At 64.2% G+C, this 19,762-nt stretch carries 18 protein-coding genes and 1 pseudogene; 13 read left to right on the top strand and 6 right to left on the bottom strand.

The window, feature by feature from the left end:
* Window positions 1–42: 42 nt before the first annotated feature.
* From moaA to EAG14_RS08525, 5 genes and pseudogenes are all read left to right on the top strand, one after another.
* On the top strand, window positions 43–1,179 hold the full coding sequence (gene moaA / locus EAG14_RS08545) for a GTP 3',8-cyclase MoaA (protein ID WP_099741390.1): 1,137 nt from the start codon (window positions 43–45) through the stop codon (window positions 1,177–1,179).
* Between the two features lie 180 nt (window positions 1,180–1,359).
* On the top strand, window positions 1,360–1,986 hold the full coding sequence (mobA, locus tag EAG14_RS08540; protein ID WP_121728592.1) for a molybdenum cofactor guanylyltransferase MobA: 627 nt from the start codon (window positions 1,360–1,362) through the stop codon (window positions 1,984–1,986).
* A 2-nt stretch (window positions 1,987–1,988) separates the two neighbouring features.
* Entirely contained in the window at window positions 1,989–2,582 is a 594-nt protein-coding gene (locus EAG14_RS08535; protein WP_099741392.1) for a GNAT family N-acetyltransferase, read from the top strand.
* 62 nt (window positions 2,583–2,644) lie between these two features.
* Window positions 2,645–3,996: pseudogene (glp, locus tag EAG14_RS08530) on the top strand (gephyrin-like molybdotransferase Glp).
* A 15-nt stretch (window positions 3,997–4,011) separates the two neighbouring features.
* Window positions 4,012–4,338, top strand: coding sequence for a thioredoxin family protein (locus EAG14_RS08525; RefSeq protein WP_121728591.1), 327 nt, complete (start codon window positions 4,012–4,014; stop codon window positions 4,336–4,338).
* Between the two features lie 22 nt (window positions 4,339–4,360).
* Here EAG14_RS08525 and EAG14_RS08520 read toward each other — a convergent pair whose 3' ends face one another.
* A complete protein-coding gene (locus tag EAG14_RS08520) occupies window positions 4,361–5,086 on the bottom strand; it encodes an SIMPL domain-containing protein (RefSeq protein WP_121728590.1) in 726 nt (241 codons plus the stop codon).
* Between the two features lie 229 nt (window positions 5,087–5,315).
* On the opposite strand from EAG14_RS08520, the gene ompR reads away from it, so the two are divergent.
* Both ompR and EAG14_RS08510 read left to right on the top strand, forming a co-directional pair.
* Complete coding sequence (gene ompR, locus EAG14_RS08515; protein ID WP_010460834.1) at window positions 5,316–6,047, top strand: two-component system response regulator OmpR; 732 nt, start codon at window positions 5,316–5,318, stop codon at window positions 6,045–6,047.
* A 6-nt stretch (window positions 6,048–6,053) separates the two neighbouring features.
* Window positions 6,054–7,583, top strand: a complete 1,530-nt coding sequence (locus EAG14_RS08510; RefSeq protein WP_099655766.1) for a sensor histidine kinase — start codon at window positions 6,054–6,056, stop codon at window positions 7,581–7,583.
* A gap of 271 nt (window positions 7,584–7,854) precedes the next feature.
* Here EAG14_RS08510 and EAG14_RS22725 read toward each other — a convergent pair whose 3' ends face one another.
* The 4 genes from EAG14_RS22725 to EAG14_RS08495 form a co-directional block, all read right to left on the bottom strand.
* Window positions 7,855–8,310, bottom strand: a complete 456-nt coding sequence (locus EAG14_RS22725) for a hypothetical protein (RefSeq protein WP_162995943.1) — start codon at window positions 8,308–8,310, stop codon at window positions 7,855–7,857.
* Between the two features lie 515 nt (window positions 8,311–8,825).
* Complete coding sequence (locus EAG14_RS08505; RefSeq protein WP_121728589.1) at window positions 8,826–9,305, bottom strand: hypothetical protein; 480 nt, start codon at window positions 9,303–9,305, stop codon at window positions 8,826–8,828.
* 745 nt (window positions 9,306–10,050) lie between these two features.
* Entirely contained in the window at window positions 10,051–10,530 is a 480-nt protein-coding gene (gene ispF / locus EAG14_RS08500; RefSeq protein WP_121730373.1) for a 2-C-methyl-D-erythritol 2,4-cyclodiphosphate synthase, read from the bottom strand.
* A 159-nt stretch (window positions 10,531–10,689) separates the two neighbouring features.
* Window positions 10,690–11,556 carry a 2-C-methyl-D-erythritol 4-phosphate cytidylyltransferase gene (locus tag EAG14_RS08495; protein WP_121728588.1) on the bottom strand — a complete coding sequence of 289 codons (867 nt, stop codon included), beginning with the start codon at window positions 11,554–11,556 and terminating at the stop codon, window positions 10,690–10,692.
* Between the two features lie 96 nt (window positions 11,557–11,652).
* Here EAG14_RS08495 and mfd point away from each other — a divergent pair, with 96 nt between their 5' ends.
* The 5 genes from mfd (at window position 11,653) to EAG14_RS08470 (ending at window position 18,185) form a co-directional block, all read left to right on the top strand.
* A complete protein-coding gene (gene mfd / locus EAG14_RS08490) occupies window positions 11,653–15,126 on the top strand; it encodes a transcription-repair coupling factor (protein ID WP_121728587.1) in 3,474 nt (1,157 codons plus the stop codon).
* 78 nt (window positions 15,127–15,204) lie between these two features.
* On the top strand, window positions 15,205–15,879 hold the full coding sequence (locus tag EAG14_RS08485; RefSeq protein ID WP_240456971.1) for a hypothetical protein: 675 nt from the start codon (window positions 15,205–15,207) through the stop codon (window positions 15,877–15,879).
* A gap of 203 nt (window positions 15,880–16,082) precedes the next feature.
* A complete protein-coding gene (locus EAG14_RS08480) occupies window positions 16,083–17,063 on the top strand; it encodes a tripartite tricarboxylate transporter substrate binding protein (protein WP_099741401.1) in 981 nt (326 codons plus the stop codon).
* 314 nt (window positions 17,064–17,377) lie between these two features.
* Complete coding sequence (locus EAG14_RS08475; RefSeq protein ID WP_099741402.1) at window positions 17,378–17,857, top strand: MerR family transcriptional regulator; 480 nt, start codon at window positions 17,378–17,380, stop codon at window positions 17,855–17,857.
* A complete protein-coding gene (locus EAG14_RS08470; RefSeq protein ID WP_099655773.1) occupies window positions 17,784–18,185 on the top strand; it encodes a carboxymuconolactone decarboxylase family protein in 402 nt (133 codons plus the stop codon). The genes EAG14_RS08475 and EAG14_RS08470 overlap by 74 nt, the downstream gene beginning before the upstream one ends.
* Window positions 18,186–18,225: 40 nt before the next feature.
* Here the strand turns inward: EAG14_RS08470 and EAG14_RS08465 are convergent, their stop codons facing one another.
* Window positions 18,226–18,444: a hypothetical protein gene (locus EAG14_RS08465; protein WP_099741403.1), complete on the bottom strand. Its 219-nt coding sequence runs from the start codon at window positions 18,442–18,444 to the stop codon at window positions 18,226–18,228.
* A gap of 262 nt (window positions 18,445–18,706) precedes the next feature.
* Here EAG14_RS08465 and serB point away from each other — a divergent pair, with 262 nt between their 5' ends.
* Complete coding sequence (gene serB / locus EAG14_RS08460; protein ID WP_099655775.1) at window positions 18,707–19,423, top strand: phosphoserine phosphatase SerB; 717 nt, start codon at window positions 18,707–18,709, stop codon at window positions 19,421–19,423.
* Window positions 19,424–19,762: the final 339 nt, after the last annotated feature.

The raw sequence follows: 19,762 nt of genomic DNA, 5'->3' as shown, positions 1-19,762 counted from the left end.
CTTGCCTGGTGTGGGAAACAGGCCTTCGGGCACAATTCGGCCATGGCTGAACGTGTCATTCCCCTGGTGGACCTGCGCCGCGCTGACTTGGCAGCCCTGGTTCCTTTGCACCCCTCGCAGGCCACTGGCTTGCTGGTGGACACCCTGGGGCGCCCGCTGCGCGACCTGCGCATCAGCGTGACGGACCGCTGCAACTTCCGCTGCAACTACTGCATGCCCAAGGAAGTGTTCGACAAGGACTACCCCTACCTGCCCCACAGCGCGCTGCTGAGCTTTGAAGAAATCACGCGGCTGGCGTCGCTGTTTCTGGCGCACGGGGTGCGCAAGATTCGCCTCACGGGCGGCGAGCCGCTGCTGCGCAAAAACATCGAAGACCTCATCGCCCAACTGGCGCAGCTGCGCACGGTGGACGGCAAGGCGCCGGACCTCACGCTCACCACCAACGGATCGCTGCTGGCACGCAAGGCCAAGGCGTTGAAGGAGGCGGGCTTGAACCGCGTGACGGTGAGCCTGGACGGGCTGGACGACGCAGTCTTCCGCCGCATGAACGACGTGGACTTTCCGGTGGCCGATGTGCTGGCAGGCATCGATGCCGCACAGGCGGCGGGGCTGTCGCAGATCAAGGTGAACATGGTGGTCAAGCGCGGCACCAATGACCATGAAATCTTGCCCATGGCCCGCCACTTTCGCGGCACAGGCACTACGCTGCGCTTCATCGAATACATGGACGTGGGCGCCACCAATGGCTGGCGCATGGACGAGGTGCTGCCTTCGGCCGAGCTGATCGCGCGCCTGCGCGCCGAGCTGCCGCTGGTGCCCCTGTCGCCCAGCAGCCCCGGTGAAACCGCCGAGCGCTGGGGCTATGCCGATGCCAGCGGGCAGTACGACCGCGCGCTGGGCGAGGTGGGCGTCATCAGCAGCGTGACGCAGGCGTTTTGCCACGACTGCAACCGCGCCCGCCTGTCCACCGAGGGCAAGCTGTACCTGTGCCTGTTCGCATCCCAAGGGCATGACCTGCGCAGCCTGCTGCGCAGCGGCGCCAGCGATGCCGACATTGCCGCAGCCATCGCTCCCATCTGGCAGCAGCGCAGCGACCGGTATTCGGAATTGCGCAGCAGCCTGCCCGCCGATGCCAGCACGGGCACGCGGCGGGTGGAGATGAGCTATATCGGTGGATGACATGGCACAACCCCCTGAGCGACTGCGTCGCTTCCCCCTTCTCTCGCGCTGCGCGCGGGAAGGGGGACGCAGCCCTCGCGGCGGGGCGGCCCTGGCTTGGCTGCCCTGGCTTACGCAGTTCTAGCGCCAAGGCCACGGGAAACTCTGGCTTGCGGTCCTTTGAAGAGTTAAAGAACACCAATGATTGACACCCAAAACATCACCGGCCTCGTCCTCGCCGGGGGCCGAGGCACCCGCATGGGCGGGGTGGACAAAGGCCTGCAGAACTTCCGCGGCCTGCCGCTGGCGTTGCACACCCTGATGCGGCTGCAGATGCAGGTGGGCGCCTCATTGGTCAATGCCAACCGCAATCTGGCGGCCTATGAGTCGTTTGGCGCCCCTGTGTGGCCCGATGCCAGCAACGACTACGCAGGCCCGCTGGCCGGTTTTTTGACTGGGCTGGAACACTGCGAAACCCCCTGGCTGCTGACGGTGCCGTGCGATACCCCGCTGTTTCCGCTGGACTTGGCCGCCCGCATGGCACAGGCGGCTGACGCGCAACAAGCAGACATCGCCATGGCGGCCGCCCCTGAGGACGACGGCACCGGCCAGACTACCGTGCGCACGCAGCCGGTGTTTTGCCTGCTGCGGGTGGACCTGCTGGAAAGCCTGGTGCGCTTCACCCAGGCTGGGGGCCGCAAGATTGACGCCTGGACGGCCCTGCACCCTTGCGCCGTGGTGCCGTTTGACCAACCCGGTGACGACCCCAAGGCGTTCTTCAACGCCAACACGCTGGCCGAGCTGCAGGCGCTGGAACGCGCCAGCTGACCATGCCACACCCAGGTGCCACCTTGGAGCGCACTGCCGTGCAGATACGCCCCCTGCAGGCCAGCGATGCCGTGGCCTACAAGGCCTTGCGCGACGAAGCCCTACGCAGCGCGCCCGATGCGTTCACCTCCGACTACGAATCCTCGGTGGGTCGGTCTGCCGAAAGCTATGTGGAGCGGTTTGGCAACCCCCCGTCGGGCCAGTTCTTTCTGGGTGCGTTTGACGACAGCGGCGCCCTGCTGGGCTGTGTAGGCTGCGAACGCGAGCAGCGCACCAAACAGCAGCACTGCGCCGTGGTGGTGGGCATGATGGTGTCGCCCCAGGCCCAGCGCCGTGGCATTGGGCAGCAACTGGTGGCAGCCTGCATCCAGTTGGCACGGCAAGTGCCGGGGCTGACGCAACTGGTGCTCACCGTCACGGCCAGCAACACCCATGTGGTGCGGCTGTACGAGCAGGCGGGCTTTCGCGCCTGGGGCCTGCTGCCGGGCGCGATCGTGGTGAACGGTGTGCCATACGACAAACTGCACATGCTGCTTTTGCTACCCTCGGCGCCCACCCCATCGGTCACCATCGCCACCGCAACGCCCGCAACCTAGAGCACGGCCCGCACAAGGGGCAACGCGCCGTTTTGACTCCCCGACCCAACCACCGTTTTCGCATGAAATCCATCGCCCAGATTGCCGCCGAACTGGCAGGCTACGACCCCCAGGCCCTGCACGCAGACCAGGTCAACGCGTTTTTGCAGGCCCTGGTGCAGCCCGTGGAGGGCACGCAAGAAGTCGGCATCTTCGAGGCCCTGGGCCGCGTGCTGGCGTGCGATGTGATCTCGCCCATCAGCGTGCCGCCCCACGACAACTCGGCCATGGACGGCTATGCCTTTGCGGGCAACCAACTGGTGGCAGGCCAGCCGCTGACGCTGCGCAACGTGGGCACGGCCCTAGCGGGCAAGGCCTGGGCAGGCGCAGTGCAGCCGGGCGAATGCGTGAAGATCATGACCGGCGCCATCATGCCCGCCGGGCTGGACACGGTGGTGCCGCAAGAGTTCACCACCGCCCAGGGCGAGCACATCACCATCGCAGCCGATGTGCTGCGCCTGGGCGATAACCGCCGCTTCAAGGGCGAGGACCTGATGGAAGGCGGCGTGGCCCTGGCGCGGGGCGAGCTGCTCACCCCCGCCGCACTGGGCCTGGTGGCCAGCCTGGGGCTGAAGACGGTGACCGTGTCGCGCCGCCTGCGGGTGGCTTACTTCTCGACCGGCGACGAAATCCTGAGCCTGGGCGAGCCCCCGCGCGAAGGCGCCGTGTACGACAGCAACCGCTACACGGTGTTTGGCCTGCTTTGCCGCCTGGGCGTCGAGGTGATCGACATGGGCGTGGTGCGCGACGACCCGGCCCTGCTCGAAGCCGCCTTCACCGAGGCGGCACAGCGCGCCGACGCCATCATCACCAGCGGCGGCGTGAGCGTGGGCGAGGCCGACCACACCCGCGCCATGATGAAAAAGCTGGGCGACGTGGCCTTCTGGCGCATCGCCATGCGCCCCGGCCGCCCCATGGCCGTGGGGCGCATTGCAGCACAAAATCTTGAGGCCAAATCAGCCTCTAGCGCACCATTGGCAAGCGCTGGCAGCTATCAAAATGATATCGACGCCAACCCTGGTGGCGCCATTCTGTTTGGCCTGCCGGGCAACCCGGTGGCGGTGATGGTGACCTTCTTGGCCTTTGTGCGCCCGGCCCTGCTGCGCATGATGGGCAGCACCCGCCCTGCCCCGCCCCTGCTGCGCGCCATCAGTACCGAAGCCATCCGCAAAAAGCCCGGCCGCACCGAATACCAGCGCGGCACCGTCACCACCGCCCCGACGGCAGCCTGCAAGTGCGCACCACTGGCAACCAGGGCTCGGGCGTGCTCAGCTCCATGGTGCAGGCCAATGGGCTCATCGTGCTGCACCATCAGCAGGGCAATGTGGCAGTGGGGGATGCGGTGGATGTGATGGTGTTTGACGGCGTCATTTAACCGAGGACCCGCGCCATGCCATATACCGCCCAACACCTGGCCGAGGCGCCCACCCGCGCTGCGGTGGACACGCTGCAAGGCACCACGGTGCTCGAATTCGGCACCCCCTGGTGCCCGCATTGCACAGGCGCCCAGTCGCTGATCGAACAGGCGCTGCAAGGTCTGCCCCAAGTGCAGCACATCAAGGTGGAAGATGGGCCCGGCCAGCGCCTGGGGCGCAGCTACAAGGTCAAGCTGTGGCCGACGCTCATCGTTTTGAAAGAGGGGCAAGAACGGGCCCGCGCCGTGCGCCCCACCACCCGGGCCGAGGTGGACGAGGCGCTGCGCGCAGCTTTGGACTGAGCCGCGCGGGCCAACGTCGCGGTCAGCGCATCTGCACCGTGCCCGACACGCTGATGCTGACCTGCTCACGCCCTGGCTGCACGGGCACAGGGGCATCCGCAGAGAACGACATCATTTTCTCGCGCGACAGCCGCATGCCCATCGGCGCCACGCTAATGCCTTGGCCCGACACGCTCACCTCGCGCAACCCATAGCCCGCAAAGCCAAAGGCTTTCGACAACTCCCCTGCGCGGCTCTTGAATTGCTCAATGGCCTGGGATTGGGCCTCACTCTCGGCCTTGGCACGGGACTCCCGCGATAGGGTGAACATCACGTTGCTCACCGCCATGGTCTGGAGCTTGCCTGCAACGGTAGTGATGCGAGCGAAATCACGCCCCTGCAGCGTCAACTCGGCCTGCCCCTGCCAACCCACGATTTTTTGGTCCTTGCTATAGCGCGGCGACAGGCTGAACGAGCCCGTGGTCACGTCCATCTGCCCGGCCTGTGCGCTGGCCTTGGCTTCCGTCAGGGCCGCATCCAGCGCCTGCTTGAGCTGCGTCTGGGCCACAGCCAGCGTGGGGGCGTCCTTGCTGGCCGTGAGGGTGATCACCAGCACATCCTGCTGCACCTCCACCAAACCTGCGGCAGACAACTGCACCACATTGCGCGGCTCAGCGGCCACTGCCACGGCCGCTCCATTTTGAGCAAAAACAGCCCCAGCGCTTGCCAGCAAAGCGCTGGCAGCTACCAAACGAATAGCATTTTTCATCAACCCATGACCTTTCAGGTGCGGTGAACAGCCCGCCTGGGCACCATGCCCAAAACGCCTATCCGCACGCCAACCCCCAGTGTGTAGGCGCGCGCCGCAAAGCTGTGTCAGACAGGGTTGACGCTGGGGCAAAACTTGTAACAGTTGGTCAAACCCGGGGGTAAAAGCCGAACTTCGGCGCCCAACTTGGTCAGAATCGGCTCTGTTACAAATTGGACTTGAGAGCAATATGGCCACTACAACCAATCGCACCGACAAAGTTCTGGTGGTGGATGACGATGCACGCATCCGCGACCTGCTGCGCCGCTACCTGACGCAAGAAGGCTTTGAAGTCATGGTGGCAGAAGACGGCAAGGCGCTGAACCGCCTGCTGCTGCGCGAAACCGTAGACATCATCGTGCTGGACCTGATGATGCCTGGCGAAGACGGCCTGTCCATCTGCCGCCGCCTGCGCGCCGCCAACGACCGCACCCCCATCATCATGCTCACCGCCAAGGGCGAGGACGTGGACCGCATCGTGGGCCTGGAAGTGGGCGCCGACGACTACCTGGGCAAGCCCTTCAACCCCCGCGAACTGCTGGCCCGCATCCACGCCGTGCTGCGCCGCCGCCCCGCGCAAGAAGCCCCCGGCGCCCCCTCGGGCGACAACGAAGTGGTCACCTTTGGCCCCTTCACGTTTGACCTGGGCACCCGCGCCTTGCAGCGCAACGGCGAAGAGTTGCCGTTGACCACCGGTGAATTCGCTATGCTCAAGGCCCTGGTGCGCCACCCGCGCCAGCCGCTGTCGCGCGAAAAGCTGGCTTTGCTGGCACGCGGGCGCGAATTTGAGCCCTTTGACCGCAGCCTGGACGTCCAGGTGTCGCGCCTGCGCAAGCTGGTGGAAGTGGACGCTGCGGCGCCCCGCTACATCCAGACCGTGTGGGGTGTGGGCTATGTTTTTGTACCGGACGGAACGAGCTAATTCACGATGAACAAGCCTGAAGGCAAGCCCAGGCCCCGCAGGCGCACACACGAAGGACCGCCCGCCGACGCCACCAGCCCTGCACCGCTGGAGTCGTCGCTGCGCATCGCACGCGAGCAACGCGCTCGCGTGGGTCTGAATCTGTTTTGGCGCACTTTCTTTTTGCTGGCGCTCTTGCTGGTGGGCAGCATCCTGGCATGGCTGCAAACCTTGCGGGCGCTGGAGTTTGAACCCCGCACCCTGCACACGGCCCAGCAAATCGCTTCGCTGGTCAACCTGAGCCGGGCCGCCCTGGTGCACTCGGACGCCATCGCGCGCGTCTCGCTCATCAAGACCATGGCCGACCAGGAAGGCGTGCGCATCCTGCCCCGCGAGCCGGGCGACAAGTTCACGCTGCTCGATGGCAACGCCCTGGGCAACCGCCTGACCGAAGAACTCACCGCCCGCCTGGGCCCCGACACCATCGTGGCCCAGAACGTGAATGGCGAGAACGGCCTGTGGGTGGGCTTCAACATCAATGGCGACCCCAACTGGCTGCTGATGGACCGCTCGCGCTTCAGCCCTGCAGGCGGGCGCACCTGGCTCATCTGGCTCATCACCGCCGGAGCCCTGTCTCTGGCCGGGGCAGCTGCCATTGCGCGGCTGATCAACCGCCCGCTCAAGCAACTGTCGTATGCCGCCAACCGCGTGCGCGACGGCGACTTTGCCGCCAGCCACCTCGATGAAGAGGTGGTGACCAGCGAGATCCGCGAGGTGAACATCGGCTTTAACCGCATGGCGCAAAAGCTGGCCAAGCTGGAGCAAGACCGCGCCGTGATGCTGGCCGGCATCTCGCACGATCTGCGCACGCCCCTGGCCCGCCTGCGGCTGGAGACCGAAATGAGCGTGACAGACGACATCGCCCGCGAGCACATGGTGGCCGACATCGTTCAGCTCGACGCCACCATCGACAAATTTCTGGACTACGCCCGCCCCGACCATGTGACGTTGACCCCGGTGAACCTGCACGCGGTGGTGTCATCGTGCGTCTACGCGGTGCAAGACCACCGGGAGCTGCAAATCACCATGCAGGTGCCCGAAGACCTGAACGTGCTAGCCGACGAAGTGGAATTGGCACGGGTGATCTCGAACCTGCTGGAAAACGCCCGCCGCTACGGCAAAGCGGCCGACACCGGCGTGACCAGCGTAGACATTGCCGCCAAGGGCCGCGAGAGCTGGGTGCTGCTCAAGCTGCGCGACCACGGTGCAGGTGTGCCGCCTGAGCAGTTGTCCAACCTGACCAAGCCGTTTTTCCGTGGCGACTCGGCCCGCACGGCAGCGGCAGGTGCGGGCTTGGGCTTGTCGATTGTGGACAAGACCGTGCAGCGCATGGGTGGCATCTTTGCGCTGGCCAACTCCAGCACCGGCGGGCTGGTGGCCCACATCCAGCTGCAGCGGGCCACAGAGCTGCCCGCAGGCGTGGACCCCAAGCAGCGCCTGCAGCGCCCGGCCATCAAGCGCCAATTGCCCCGCAAGCGGGCGCAAGACCAAGCCTGACCACGGCAGCGCAGCGGGCGATCCTCATGCGGGATCGCCCAGGGGTTCACTGGCAATAGAGTCTGAGAGACATGACCCAGTAGTAGCGATCACGATGCAGCGGGTTCCGTCATCCACTGATCTACGGCGAATGCGTACTATCGGCCAGGAGCAGCCGGTCAGCTCAAATGACAGCGGGCGCTCAACGTCGAGATGAGCAGATGATCGCCCACCATATTAAATAGTCATAAAGAACACAGTCGCATCGCGACCAGTCCGATCGATTGCCATGTTAAATCGCTTCAATTGATTTGACGCCGACAACTACCCCATTTTCATTTTTAATTAGTTTTTGCCATTCTTTAACTACAGTATATTTTTTTGCTGTTTCCAAAACGTTTTTTACAATGTCTTCTGAGGTTGGCCACTCGTTACATGGAATTGTATTTTCATCGGCATATTTTTGTGCCGAATAAAGAATGTCGCTCGTAACATCAATAGTCGGAAAAGTATGGCATCGCGCCGAATCCAATTCGGCTTTCGCATAAGCAAGGCTATTTAGAACCGCTAAAGCATCAGATCGATACTCGCCACCTTCAGTAGAATTTGCCGAAAGAAGCATTCCAAAAGCAACTGTAGCTTTGGTGGCATCATCCCCAGTGATGTCGCTTAAAAATGCTAGGATCTCCTTTAAATTATTACATTTTGCAGCGTAACCAAAAAATGATCTACCTACTATTTCTCTCATTGGATTAATAATCCTTTTAACATTTGGAGCAATTCAGGACGTAAAACCTGCGCGATATTCTGTAAAATTATTTCTCCTGGAGGCGGCTTGCAGCGCAAGTTTACAAAGGATGACCTGCTCAAACATCCAAGTAGAAAAACTCCATGAAACCTAGCATGCGTTAAGTCGGCAAACTATAGCTTGCCGTAGGCAGACACCGAGATTTCAAACGGCCGCTGCAGTAAGTTGATAGCTGCTTACGGGTGGCGTTTCGGAATGGCGACTCTGGGCCCGTTGCGGTCTTCCTCGCATCTATTTAGCAGGCTTCCATTTACTCGGACGGACTACTCAATCTTTTGTAAATGAGATGGCCGATCTGCCTTGCTTCATGGAAGGAAAGGCAGAAAAGGCCCGCAACTATCAGAGACGAATCGAGTGCGTTGTGGCCATCGCTTTATGCTTGGCTCCGAACCTCGTGCGCACGGGCGCCTGCGGCATGCATCTCGCTGTACTGTGGTGATGCCGAAGTGGGTGAATCAGCCCTCGCCTGCGGCATCGACCAGCACACGCCAATAGGAAGTGAAGCGCGGGCTCGCTTGAGAGAGATGTTGCATCCTTAGCATGACGATTCGATCCTGTCTTACTCTTTCCCGCAGGCCATCGACACGGCACCGGCTGTCTTCCAACACGCCCTTCTTCTCCGAGTCAATGAACCCGCAAAAAAAGTAGATGCGACTGAGAGCGTTATAGGCAACTTCGTCGTCTGAGTCTTCTAGCGCGCCCAATAGCTCATGACGTTCGTCTGCATTTGATGGATGAAGAATGCTGATCAAGCATCCGCGCCAGTTCGCTGGCCTCACCTTCGCCGAGCGGAATAGTACAGCCCGGTCTTCTGCATTCAGCTTCGCGAGGAGCGTATCGCCGTCCTTGTACTCGTACTCAGCCCAATCGGAAGAGTCCAGATCGGATTTCTCCAGTAGAGCATCGAGGTCGGCAAGTGCGCTGGACTGTTGCATAGGCAATGTGATGTGTGATTTCCCGTAGCGAATGTCCGCTTGCGAGCGGACTGAGCGGTATCGACGAGCGGCCGCTCCTGGCCGTAGGCTGTCGCTGCCTAGAGCACTTTGTAGATCCGGGTGTCTAAGACTGAGGTTTGCGCCGTATCACCTAGGAACAGAGGTGTGAAGACTTGGATCGACGTCGTCTTGGGAACAGTCACGGAAGCTTCCAATTGCACGCTCTTTCCAGGAGCTATTGGTACTGGGTCTAACGTAGCCAAAACTGTCCGGTCTGCCGATTGAATCACGAGACCCACATGAGCCGGGCCACTGAAGTTCTGAGCCCGAACTTCAATAGAGAAGCTGACCATCTCGCCTACCGCCAGAGCTTGTTCACCTGAGGGAGCTGTGCGCTGGATGGCGATAGTGGACTGCGCTTCTTGGGACTTTCCACAGCTTAAAAGTGTGAGCACGAGGAAAGCGCCAGCAATTAGTTTTTTAACGCACATTCTCCGTTGGTCCCAACTTGTTTGAATGACGGGTAGTGGCCGATAGTACTCACTCGCGGCCCCGTCGCTTGTGAGCCTGAAACGGACCTTCGCGCTGTCTCAGACATAGATGCCGCGACTGCTTATAGGTGAGTCCCCAAGGAGCACCTGTTTCAGACGTTTGCAGCGAAAGATCGTCCTGCAACGCCTCACCGCGCCCGTATGACTGTCTCAGACTTTGTTGGCAAGGAATACCGAGCTCTCGCCCCATCTACTCAGCGGCGGTACACCAAGGTGGCCGCACGCGCCTCCATCGCCAGGCCCTGGCCCACCGGCCCCAGGCGCTCGGCCGTCTTGGCCTTCACGTTGACCTGATCGGGCGCCAGGCCCAGGGCCTGCGCAATACAGGCGCGCATGCCGGGGATATGGGCCGCCAGGCGTGGAGCCTGGGCCACCACGGTGCTGTCCACATTGGCAATCTCAAACCCTGCAGCCCGCACGCGGCGGCCTGCTTCGGCCAGCAACACCGACGAGTCGGCCCCACGGAATGCAGGGTCGGTGTCAGGGAAGTGCGTGCCAATGTCGCCTAGCGCAGCGGCGCCCAAGATGGCGTCGGTGATGGCGTGCAGCAGCACATCGGCGTCCGAGTGGCCCAGCAAGCCCATGCTGTGCTCAATCGTCAACCCGCCAATGACCAAGGGGCGGCCAGGCACCAATGCATGCACATCCCAACCCTCACCAATCCTGAAATTCATCACATCGCTCTCTGCCCGTTGCAGGGCCAATCAAAAAGAAAACAACAACCTGCGCCCGCTGTGCGGGCAGCGCCACTCAGACGAATACGCGCTCAGCCCATCAGAAACCAACCCGTTCGGGCTGAGCTTGTCGAAGCCTTGCGCGGCGCTTCGACAAGCTCAGCGTGAACGGCTTGATGTTCTTGAACACAAATGGGTGTCACCCATCCATGGGGGCAGCCCACGCAGGCCGCCAAAGCGCTCCAGCGTGGTGCCGTGGCCGCGCTGGGCCAATACGGCACCCGCCAGTGCAAAGTCATCCGGGTAGGTCACCTTGAAGTTCTGCGCGCCACCAGGCACCAGCCGGGGGTGCAGGCCCATGGCCTCCATGGCGCTGGCCTCATCGGTCACGCTGGGGCCAATGCGCTCGATCGCAGCCATCAGCGGGCCGATACGGAACATCTGCGGCGTTTGCGCCAGCCACTTGTCGCTGCGGTCCACCGTGGTGGCCACCCGCACGCCACCAGGGCCGTCGATGGAGGTCTTGAGGGTGTCGGCCAGCTTGTGCGCCAAAAGCCCTCCCACCCCGTCGTTGGCGCAGGTATCGATCAGGGTGTCGATCAAGGCGGTGGTGATGAGGCAGCGGGCCGCGTCGTGCACCAGCACCCAGTCCTCAGGCTGCGCGCCCCGCTCCCGCAATGCCTTGAGCCCGCCCAGCACTGTGTCGGCCCGCGTGGGGCCCCCACACTCCACCTTGAAAAAAGAGGGGTGTGTATAAGCGTCCAGAAAATGGTCGCCCGCCGCCACGGCCACCAGGGTGCCCAGCAGGCGCCCCACCCCGGCGAATGCGGCCAGGGTGTGCAGCACCATGGGCTGCCCAGCCACCAAGTGGTACTGCTTGGGAAGCGTCTGCGCCGCAGGCACTGCGCCCGCCACGCCCCCTGCAGACACCGCACGCAGGCCCATGCCCGCGCAGGGCACCAGGCCCCAGAAACGGCCGTGGGCAGACAAAGGAACAGGGGCTGTGGGCAGGAGCGGTGCAGTCATGAGGGGCTCATTCTAGAATCTCCACTCCCCGATCCACCCGGCCCGTGCGCGCACCGCGCCCCAGGGGGTGCCCCGGGGTTGCAGACACCGTCCCGCATGGAACTCCCCAAACTCACTCCCGGTAAACGTTTCTCCTTGCCCCGCCCCGTGGGCAGCGCCGACTCTCTGCTGCTGGCCCGCCTGGCAGAACGCGACAAGGCGGCAGGGCGCACCACCGCCATCGTGGCGGCCGATGCCACCGATGCGCAGCGCCTCATCGAGGAAATGGCGTTCTTTGCACCTGGCCTGCGCTGCGCCCTGTTCCCCGACTGGGAGACGCTGCCCTACGACACCTTCAGCCCGCACCAGGACCTGATCAGCGAGCGCCTGGCCACGCTGTGGCGCATCAGCCAGAAGGACAAGGACACCGGGGCCGACGTGGTGCTGGTGCCCGCCACCACGGCGCTGTACCGGCTGGCACCGCCCTCCTTCCTCGCGGGGTACACCTTCCACTTCAAGGTCAAGCAAAAGCTCGACGAGGCGAAGTTCAAGGCCCAGCTCACGCTGGCGGGGTACAGCCATGTCTCGCAGGTCGTGAGCCCGGGCGAATACGCGGTGCGCGGCGGGCTGATCGACCTGTTCCCCATGGGCTCGCTGGTGCCCTTCCGGGTGGACCTGTTCGACAACGAGATCGACAGCATCCGCACCTTCGACCCCGACAGCCAGCGCAGCCTGTACCCCGTGCCCGAGGTGCGCCTGCTGCCCGGCCGCGAATTTCCCATGGACGACGAGGCGCGCGCCAAATTCCGCAGCCGCTGGCGCGAGATGCTCGAAGGCGACCCGACCAAAAGCCGTATCTACAAGGACATGGGCGCGGGCGTGGCCACGGCCGGCATCGAGTACTACCTGCCGCTGTTCTTCGACGAGACCGCCACCGTGTTCGACTACCTGGGCGGCGAAGCCACCGTGGTGCTGCACGGCGACCTGGAGCCCGCCTTTCAGCGTTTCTGGCAGGACACGAAAGACCGTTTTCGCCTGGTACAGGGCGACCCCGAGCGCCCGGCGCTGCCGCCTGAGGCGCTGTTTCTCTCGGCCGACCAGTTCTACACCCGCGCCAATGAGCACGCCCAACTGTCACTGCGCCCCGGCGTGCAGGACGTGGATGACAACCCGCACTTCCACAAGCTGGGCGACCTGTCGGTGGTCCGCGGCGCCGAAGACCCGCTGGCCCGCTTGCACGCCCACATCCGCAACACCCAGCACCGCGTGCTGCTGCTGGCCGAAAGCGATGGCCGGCGCGAGAGCCTGCTCGACTTTCTGCGCGCCAGCGGCGTGAACCCGCCAGCCTTCGACTCGCTGGCCGAGTTCCAGGGCACGGCCGACGAAAAGGTGGGCATTGCCACCGCCGGCCTCACCGTAGGCTTCAGCTGGATCGAGGACGGCATCGACTTCGTGACCGAGACCGAGCTGTTCGCCGCCGGCCCCACCACGCGCCGGCGCAAGAAGCAAGAGCAGGTGAGCGACGTCGAGGCGCTGATCAAGGACCTGGCCGAGCTGAACGTGGGCGACCCCGTGGTGCACAGCCAGCATGGCATTGGCCGCTACCGCGGCCTCGTCAACATGGATGTGGGTAACAAGAACCCCGATGGCACGCCCGCCATGCAGGAGTTCTTGCACCTGGAATACGCCGACAAGGCCGTGCTCTACGTGCCCGTGAGCCAGCTGCAGCTCATCAGCCGCTACACGGGCGTTTCCGCCGACGAAGCGCCGCTGCACAAGCTGGGCAGCGGCCAGTGGGAAAAGGCCAAACGCAAGGCCGCCGAGCAGGTGCGCGACAGCGCGGCCGAGCTGCTCAACATCTACGCCCGCCGCGCACTGCGCCAGGGCCATGCCTTCCGCTACAGCCCGCAGGACTACGAGACCTTTGCCAACGACTTTGGCTTTGACGAAACGGCCGATCAGAACGCTGCCATCCACGCTGTGATCCAGGACATGATCAGCCCCCGCCCCATGGACCGCCTGGTCTGCGGCGACGTGGGCTTTGGCAAGACCGAGGTGGCGCTGCGCGCGGCCTTCGTGGCCGTCACCGGCGGCAAGCAGGTGGCCTTCCTCGCGCCCACCACGCTGCTGGCAGAGCAGCACTACCAGACGCTGGTGGACCGCTTCAGCAAATGGCCGGTGAAGGTGGCCGAGGTGTCGCGCTTTCGCTCGGGCAAGGAGATCACCGCCGCCATCAAGGGCATTGGCGACGGCACGGTGGACATCGTGGTGGGCACGCACAAGCTGCTGTCTGAGTCCACCAAGTTCCACAACCTGGGCCTGCTCATCATCGACGAGGAGCACCGCTTCGGCGTGCGCCACAAGGAGCAGATGAAGGCCCTGCGCGCCGAGGTGGACGTGCTGACGCTGACGGCCACGCCCATCCCGCGCACGCTGGGCATGGCGCTCGAAGGCCTGCGCGACCTGTCGGTCATCGCCACCGCGCCGCAGCGGCGCCTGGCCATCAAAACCTTCGTGCGCAACGAGGGCACGGGCGTGATCCGCGAGGCGGTGCTGCGTGAATTGAAGCGCGGCGGGCAGGTGTACTTTCTGCACAACGAGGTGGAGACCATCGAGAACCGCCGCCAGAAGCTCGAAGAGATATTGCCCGAGGCCCGCATCGCCGTGGCCCACGGCCAGATGCCCGAGCGCGAGCTCGAACGCGTGATGCGCGACTTCGTGGCCCAGCGCTACAACATCCTGCTGTGCTCGACCATCATCGAGACCGGCATCGACGTGCCCACGGCCAACACCATCATCATGAGCCGCGCCGACAAGTTCGGCCTGGCACAGCTGCACCAGCTGCGCGGCCGCGTGGGCCGCAGCCACCACCAGGCGTACGCCTACCTCATGGTGCCCGACACCGAGGGCCTGACCAAGCACGCCGCGCAGCGCCTCGATGCCATCCAGCAGATGGAGGAACTGGGCAGCGGCTTCTACCTGGCCATGCACGACCTGGAGATCCGCGGCGCCGGCGAGGTGCTGGGCGAGAACCAGAGCGGCAACATGCTGGAGGTGGGCTTTCAGCTGTACAACGAGATGCTCAATGAAGCCGTCAAGGCGCTCAAGGCCGGCAAGGAGCCGGACCTGCTCAGCCCCCTGTCGGTCACCACCGACATCAACCTGCACGCCCCCGCCCTGCTGCCCGACGACTACTGCGGCGACGTGCACCTGCGCCTGTCGTTCTACAAGAAGCTGGCCACGGCCAAGAACCCCGACCAGATCGACGGCCTGCTCGAAGAGATCGTGGACCGCTTCGGCAAGTTGCCGCCGCAGGCCCAGACCCTCATCGACGTGCACCGCCTGCGCGTGCTGAGCCAGCCCTACGGCGTGGTGAAGGTCGATGCGGCGCCCGGCGTGATCAATATCACCTTCAAGCCCCAGCCGCCCATCGAGCCGATGCGCATCATTGAGCTGATCCAGAAGAACAAGCACATCAAGCTGGCGGGCAACGAAAAGCTGCGCATCGAGCGCGAGCTCAAAGACCCCAAGGACCGCGCGCAGATGGTGCGGGACATCCTGCGCTCGCTGGGGCAACCCGTGGCGGCGTAGCGCCTCAAAAATATGATCAAAATGGCCCCTAGCGCTTATCCATCAAGCGCTACCAGCTATCAAAATCATAGTATCTAAATGGAAGCTGCTCTGGCCCTGATCGCCCTGGCTGTCGCGCTGCTGGCCCGCCCCTGGCGGCTGCTGGCCAGCCGCCAACCCTTGGCGCACGAGGCGCAGGGCGCACCTGCCACGCTGTGGACGCCACTGCTCGCCACCCTTGTCTTGCTGCCCTGGGCCTGGGCCCTGCCCACGCTGCACCACATGCCGCTGCAGCTGCAGTGGTCCGGCGCGTGCCTGGTGCTGCTCATGCTGGGCTGGCCGCTGGCGGTGCCCACGCTGCTCGCGGTGGGCGCCACCGCGGCATTGCTTTCGCCCGGCTTGGCGTGGGACGACGCCCTGGGCATGGCCGTGTGGCAGGGCGTGGTGCCAGCCACGCTGGCGCTGCTGCTGGGCGTGGTGCTGCGCCGCCTGGCGGGGGCACGGCCGCTCGCGGGCGTGCGCGCCTTCGTGTATGTGCTGGGCCGGGGTTTTTTGGGCACGGCGCTGTGCCTGTTTGTGGCGGGCACCTTGTCGCAGTGGGCTGGCCATACGCTGCCGGGTGTGGGCGATCAGCTCTCGCTGGTCGCCCGCTGGCTGATGGCCTGGGGGGATGCGGTGGTCACCGGCATGCTGTGTGCGGTGTTCGTGGCCTTCAAGCCCGGGTGGTTGGCCACCTGGTCGGATGATCTCTACCTGCACGCAAAAAATGGCTGAAGCGCTTATTCAATAAGCGCTAGCAGCTATCAAAAGAGAAGCACGCAAAGACACGCCAAGGGCACCACCCAGCAGGCGAAACCTGTCTGGTGCAGGAATTGCTTGAGAGTGGAACACGCGGTTTCTCCGCGACGGGGGACGCCAGCCATCCCATCAGCGGGCGCACCCGGCTTGTGTGTTCGTCTACCTTTGGGAGTTGTTCCATGCCCTTTCTGCGTCTTATCCCGGCCCTGGCCTGCACCTTGGTGGCACTGTGCTCGGGAGCCACTGCCTCGGCCCAAGGCAACTACCCCGATCGCCCCGTCAAAGTCATCGTGGCCCTGCCAGCAGGCGGCAGTGCCGACATGATTGCGCGCGTGGTCACACAGAAGATGGCGGCCGAACTGGGCCAGGCCTTTGTGGTGGACAACAAGGCGGGGGCCTCAGGCCAGATCGGTACGCCGCTCGTATCGCGCGCGGCGCCGGACGGCTACACGCTCATGGTCTCGCCCGCGTCGTTCCTCACCACGAACAAGAGCATCTTCAAGACCCTGCCCTACGACCCCGAGGCCGACTTCGTGCCCATCACCAAGTTCGTGAACCAGCCCATGGTACTGGTGGTCAAGGACAAGCAGAAGTTTCCCACCGTGGCCGCCGTGATCGCCGCCGCCAAGGCGGCACCGGGCAAGCTGACCTATGCCTCATCAGGCGACGGCAGCCCGCAACACCTGGCGGGGCTGATGTTCACCACCCGCACCCAGACCGATCTGCTGCACGTGCCCTACAAGGGTGGCGCCCCGGCCATCAACGACGCCCTGGCGGGCACGGTGGACATGCTGTTTGCCGTGCTGCCCGAGGCGCTGCCGCACATCCAGTCGGGCAAGCTGCACGCGCTGGGGCTGATGGCCGCGCAACGCACCGGCACCCTGGCGCAAACGCCCACCATGGCCGAAGCGGGTGCGCCAGAGATGAACCTCTCCGCCTGGGTGGGCCTGCTCGCCCCGGCCAAGACGCCCCAGCCCATCATCGACAAGTTGCAGCGCGCAGCGCACGCCGCCCTGGCCGACCCGGACACCCGGGCGAAGCTCGCCGCCAGCGGCATGGAGGTGGCGCCAGGCACCAGCCAGCAGCTCAAGGACGCCATCGCGCAGGAGATCAAGGTCCACGCCGAGCTGGTGAAGGCGGCGGGGCTGGTGCCGCAGTAAAGCGCCCTTGCGTGGCAAGCGGGCAGGCCCGCATGGCTTCGGCGCAAGGGGCAAAGACTGGCGCAGCCTGCGCAGGGCGGCGCCCCCTACCCCTTCTGTGCCACAGCGATAGCCCGCCAACCCCCACTGACCTGGGAAAAGCGGCACCCCGCCCCATGGCGTCGCTGCCCCGGTTTGCCCTTGGGCTTGCAATGCGTTGACAGGCTGCGATGGGCCGAGGGGTCAGGGCTGGTGCGCTGATTTGGGTAAGGCGCTCAAAGAGCCTGTTCAAAGGGCTTGACTTAGAGTGCACTCCAACTTCGAGAATTCCTCCCATGGCATCCCTCCTCACCATTACCGACGTCGCTCAACGCACTGGCTTGTCCGTCCACACGCTGCGCTACTACGAGCGCGCGGGCTTGATTGCCCCCGTGGCACGTGCGCCCGGCGGCCAGCGGCGCTATGCGGCGTCGGACATGGAATGGATCGGATTCCTGCTGCGCCTGCGCGAGACCCGCATGCCCATCGGGCAGATGCAGGCCTTCGCACGGCTGCGCAGCGAGGGGAATGCAACCGCCTCGCAGCGGCGCGAACTGCTGGAGCAGCATCTTGCGCAGGTGCTGGCAACGATCACTGCGATGCAGCAAGCCGCGCAGGTGCTGCAAGACAAGATCGGGCACTACCAGGGCCTGGAAGCTTCCCTTCGCCACACACCATCGTCCACCCGCCAAGGAAGCCCCCATGTCTCCACACACCAACCCCCGCTACCTCCAGGGCCTCGCCAAGCTGCGCGAAATCGACGGCCAAGCCGGTGAGCACGTCGTGGCAAGCCTCGCCGACATTGCGCCAGACTTCGCCCGCTATCTGATCGAGTTCCCGTTTGGCGACATTTATTCGCGCCCCGGCCTGGACCTGCGCAGCCGCGAGATCGCCGTGGTGGCCGCGCTCACGGCACTAGGCAACGCCACACCCCAACTCAAAGTGCATTTGCAGGCAGCACTGAACGTCGGCGTCACCCGCGAAGAGATTGTCGAAGTCCTCATGCAGATGGCCGTCTACGCGGGCTTTCCGGCCGCGCTGAACGGGCTGGCCGCAGCGCGTGAAGTGTTTGCGGGGGCGGAGGCCAGCGCAGCTGCCGCATAAGAACCTGCTCAAAGGCGCAGACCGCTGCGGCCAGGGCGCATCAGCCGGGCGCCAGCGCGCCATAGTCGAGCGCTGGCGGGCGCAGCAGGTCCTCATCGATGCCCATCACCTTGCTGGCACGCTCGACGGCCTGCCACAGCGGGGCGGGCATCTGCAAAATCTCATCGGGTGAAGCAGCGCGTGCAATCCACGCGCTGATTTCAGCATGCTGCTCAGGGGTGAGCAGGTCCAGGTTCAACATCTCGTCAATGGTTTTCATCTAAGGGCGGATCGGTAAAGGCTCTCGCGGGCTCTTGAGGATGGATGTGCGGATGGCCAAGGCTACCCCACAAACATGCCGCCAAATCGGTCAATATCAACCTGGACCGGGTCACGGCCGCCTTACTCCTTTGCACGCTGGGCTGTGAAGCCCGCCCGCACTCCACGGCCCACGCTCTGGCTTCCTCGCCGCAGCCCAGCCGCATTCCATGGGCGATACCATTACGGGTTCTGATTCCAGCATTTGCCTCAAGCGCCCTGCCATGAAAAACACCACCGAATTCGCCCCCGGCCTTGTTGTCCAGGGCATTGACCCGCTCCTGTCCCTGTCCAGCTACAAGCTGATCGCGTTCGACATGGACTCCACCCTCATCAACATCGAGTGCGTGGACGAGATCGCCGACGCAGCAGGCCGCAAGGCCGAAGTGGCGGCCATCACCGAAGCGGCCATGCAAGGCCTGATCACCGATTACAAGGAAAGCCTGCGCCAGCGCGTAGCCCTGCTCAAAGGCGTGACGGTGCAACACATGGAGCAGGTGTTCGCAGAGCGCCTGCGCTTTAACCCAGGCGCCCAAGAACTCATCACCGCCGCCAAGGCCGCTGGCCTGACCACGCTGCTGGTCTCGGGTGGTTTCACCTTCTTTGCCGACCGAGTGAAGGCAGGGCTGGGTATCGACTTTGCCCGCGCCAACATGCTGGAGGTGGACAACGGCTTGCTCACCGGCCGCATGGTGGACCAGCCCTGGGGCGACATCTGCGACGGTGCCGAAAAGCGCCGCACCTTGCTGGAGCTGGCCTCGCTCATGGGCATCTCGCCATCGCAGGCGATTGCGGTGGGCGATGGAGCCAACGACCTGCCCATGATGGGCGTTGCGGGCCTGTCTGTGGCCTACCACGCCAAGCCCGCCGTGCGCGCACAGGCCAAAGTGGCCATCAACCAAGGCGGCCTGGACAGGTTGCTGGAAGTCTTCAGCCGCTAAGGATGTCCTGCATCACCCTCGCGAGGCGGTGGTAGTGGGATCGGGAGGGGCCGCAAGGCGTCTTTTGGCAGCCAATAGCTGGGCTATTGGCAAGAAAAGCAACGCAGCGAACCGCCCGAGGCCGCGCTATCACAGACCGCAGGGAGTTATGCAGGACATCCCTCAGGCGGAGTACAGGGTGTGCCGCCTTAGCGCGGGCGTTTGAGGAAAAGTGCACAGCTTGTTGCACTTCAGAGGGAAGCAATGCCCTTGGCAAGGCAAAGGCGTCGGCACAATCCGCCCGCACGGGGCCACATCGCCCCACTTTGCCACCCTCATTTGCGCTTTTGCGCCCTGCCC

The organism is Acidovorax sp. 1608163 (assembly GCF_003669015.1).
Lineage (GTDB): Bacteria > Pseudomonadota > Gammaproteobacteria > Burkholderiales > Burkholderiaceae_C > Acidovorax.
Note: the sequence above shows the minus strand (reverse complement) of the source record. Positions and strands in the feature narration are given on the sequence as shown.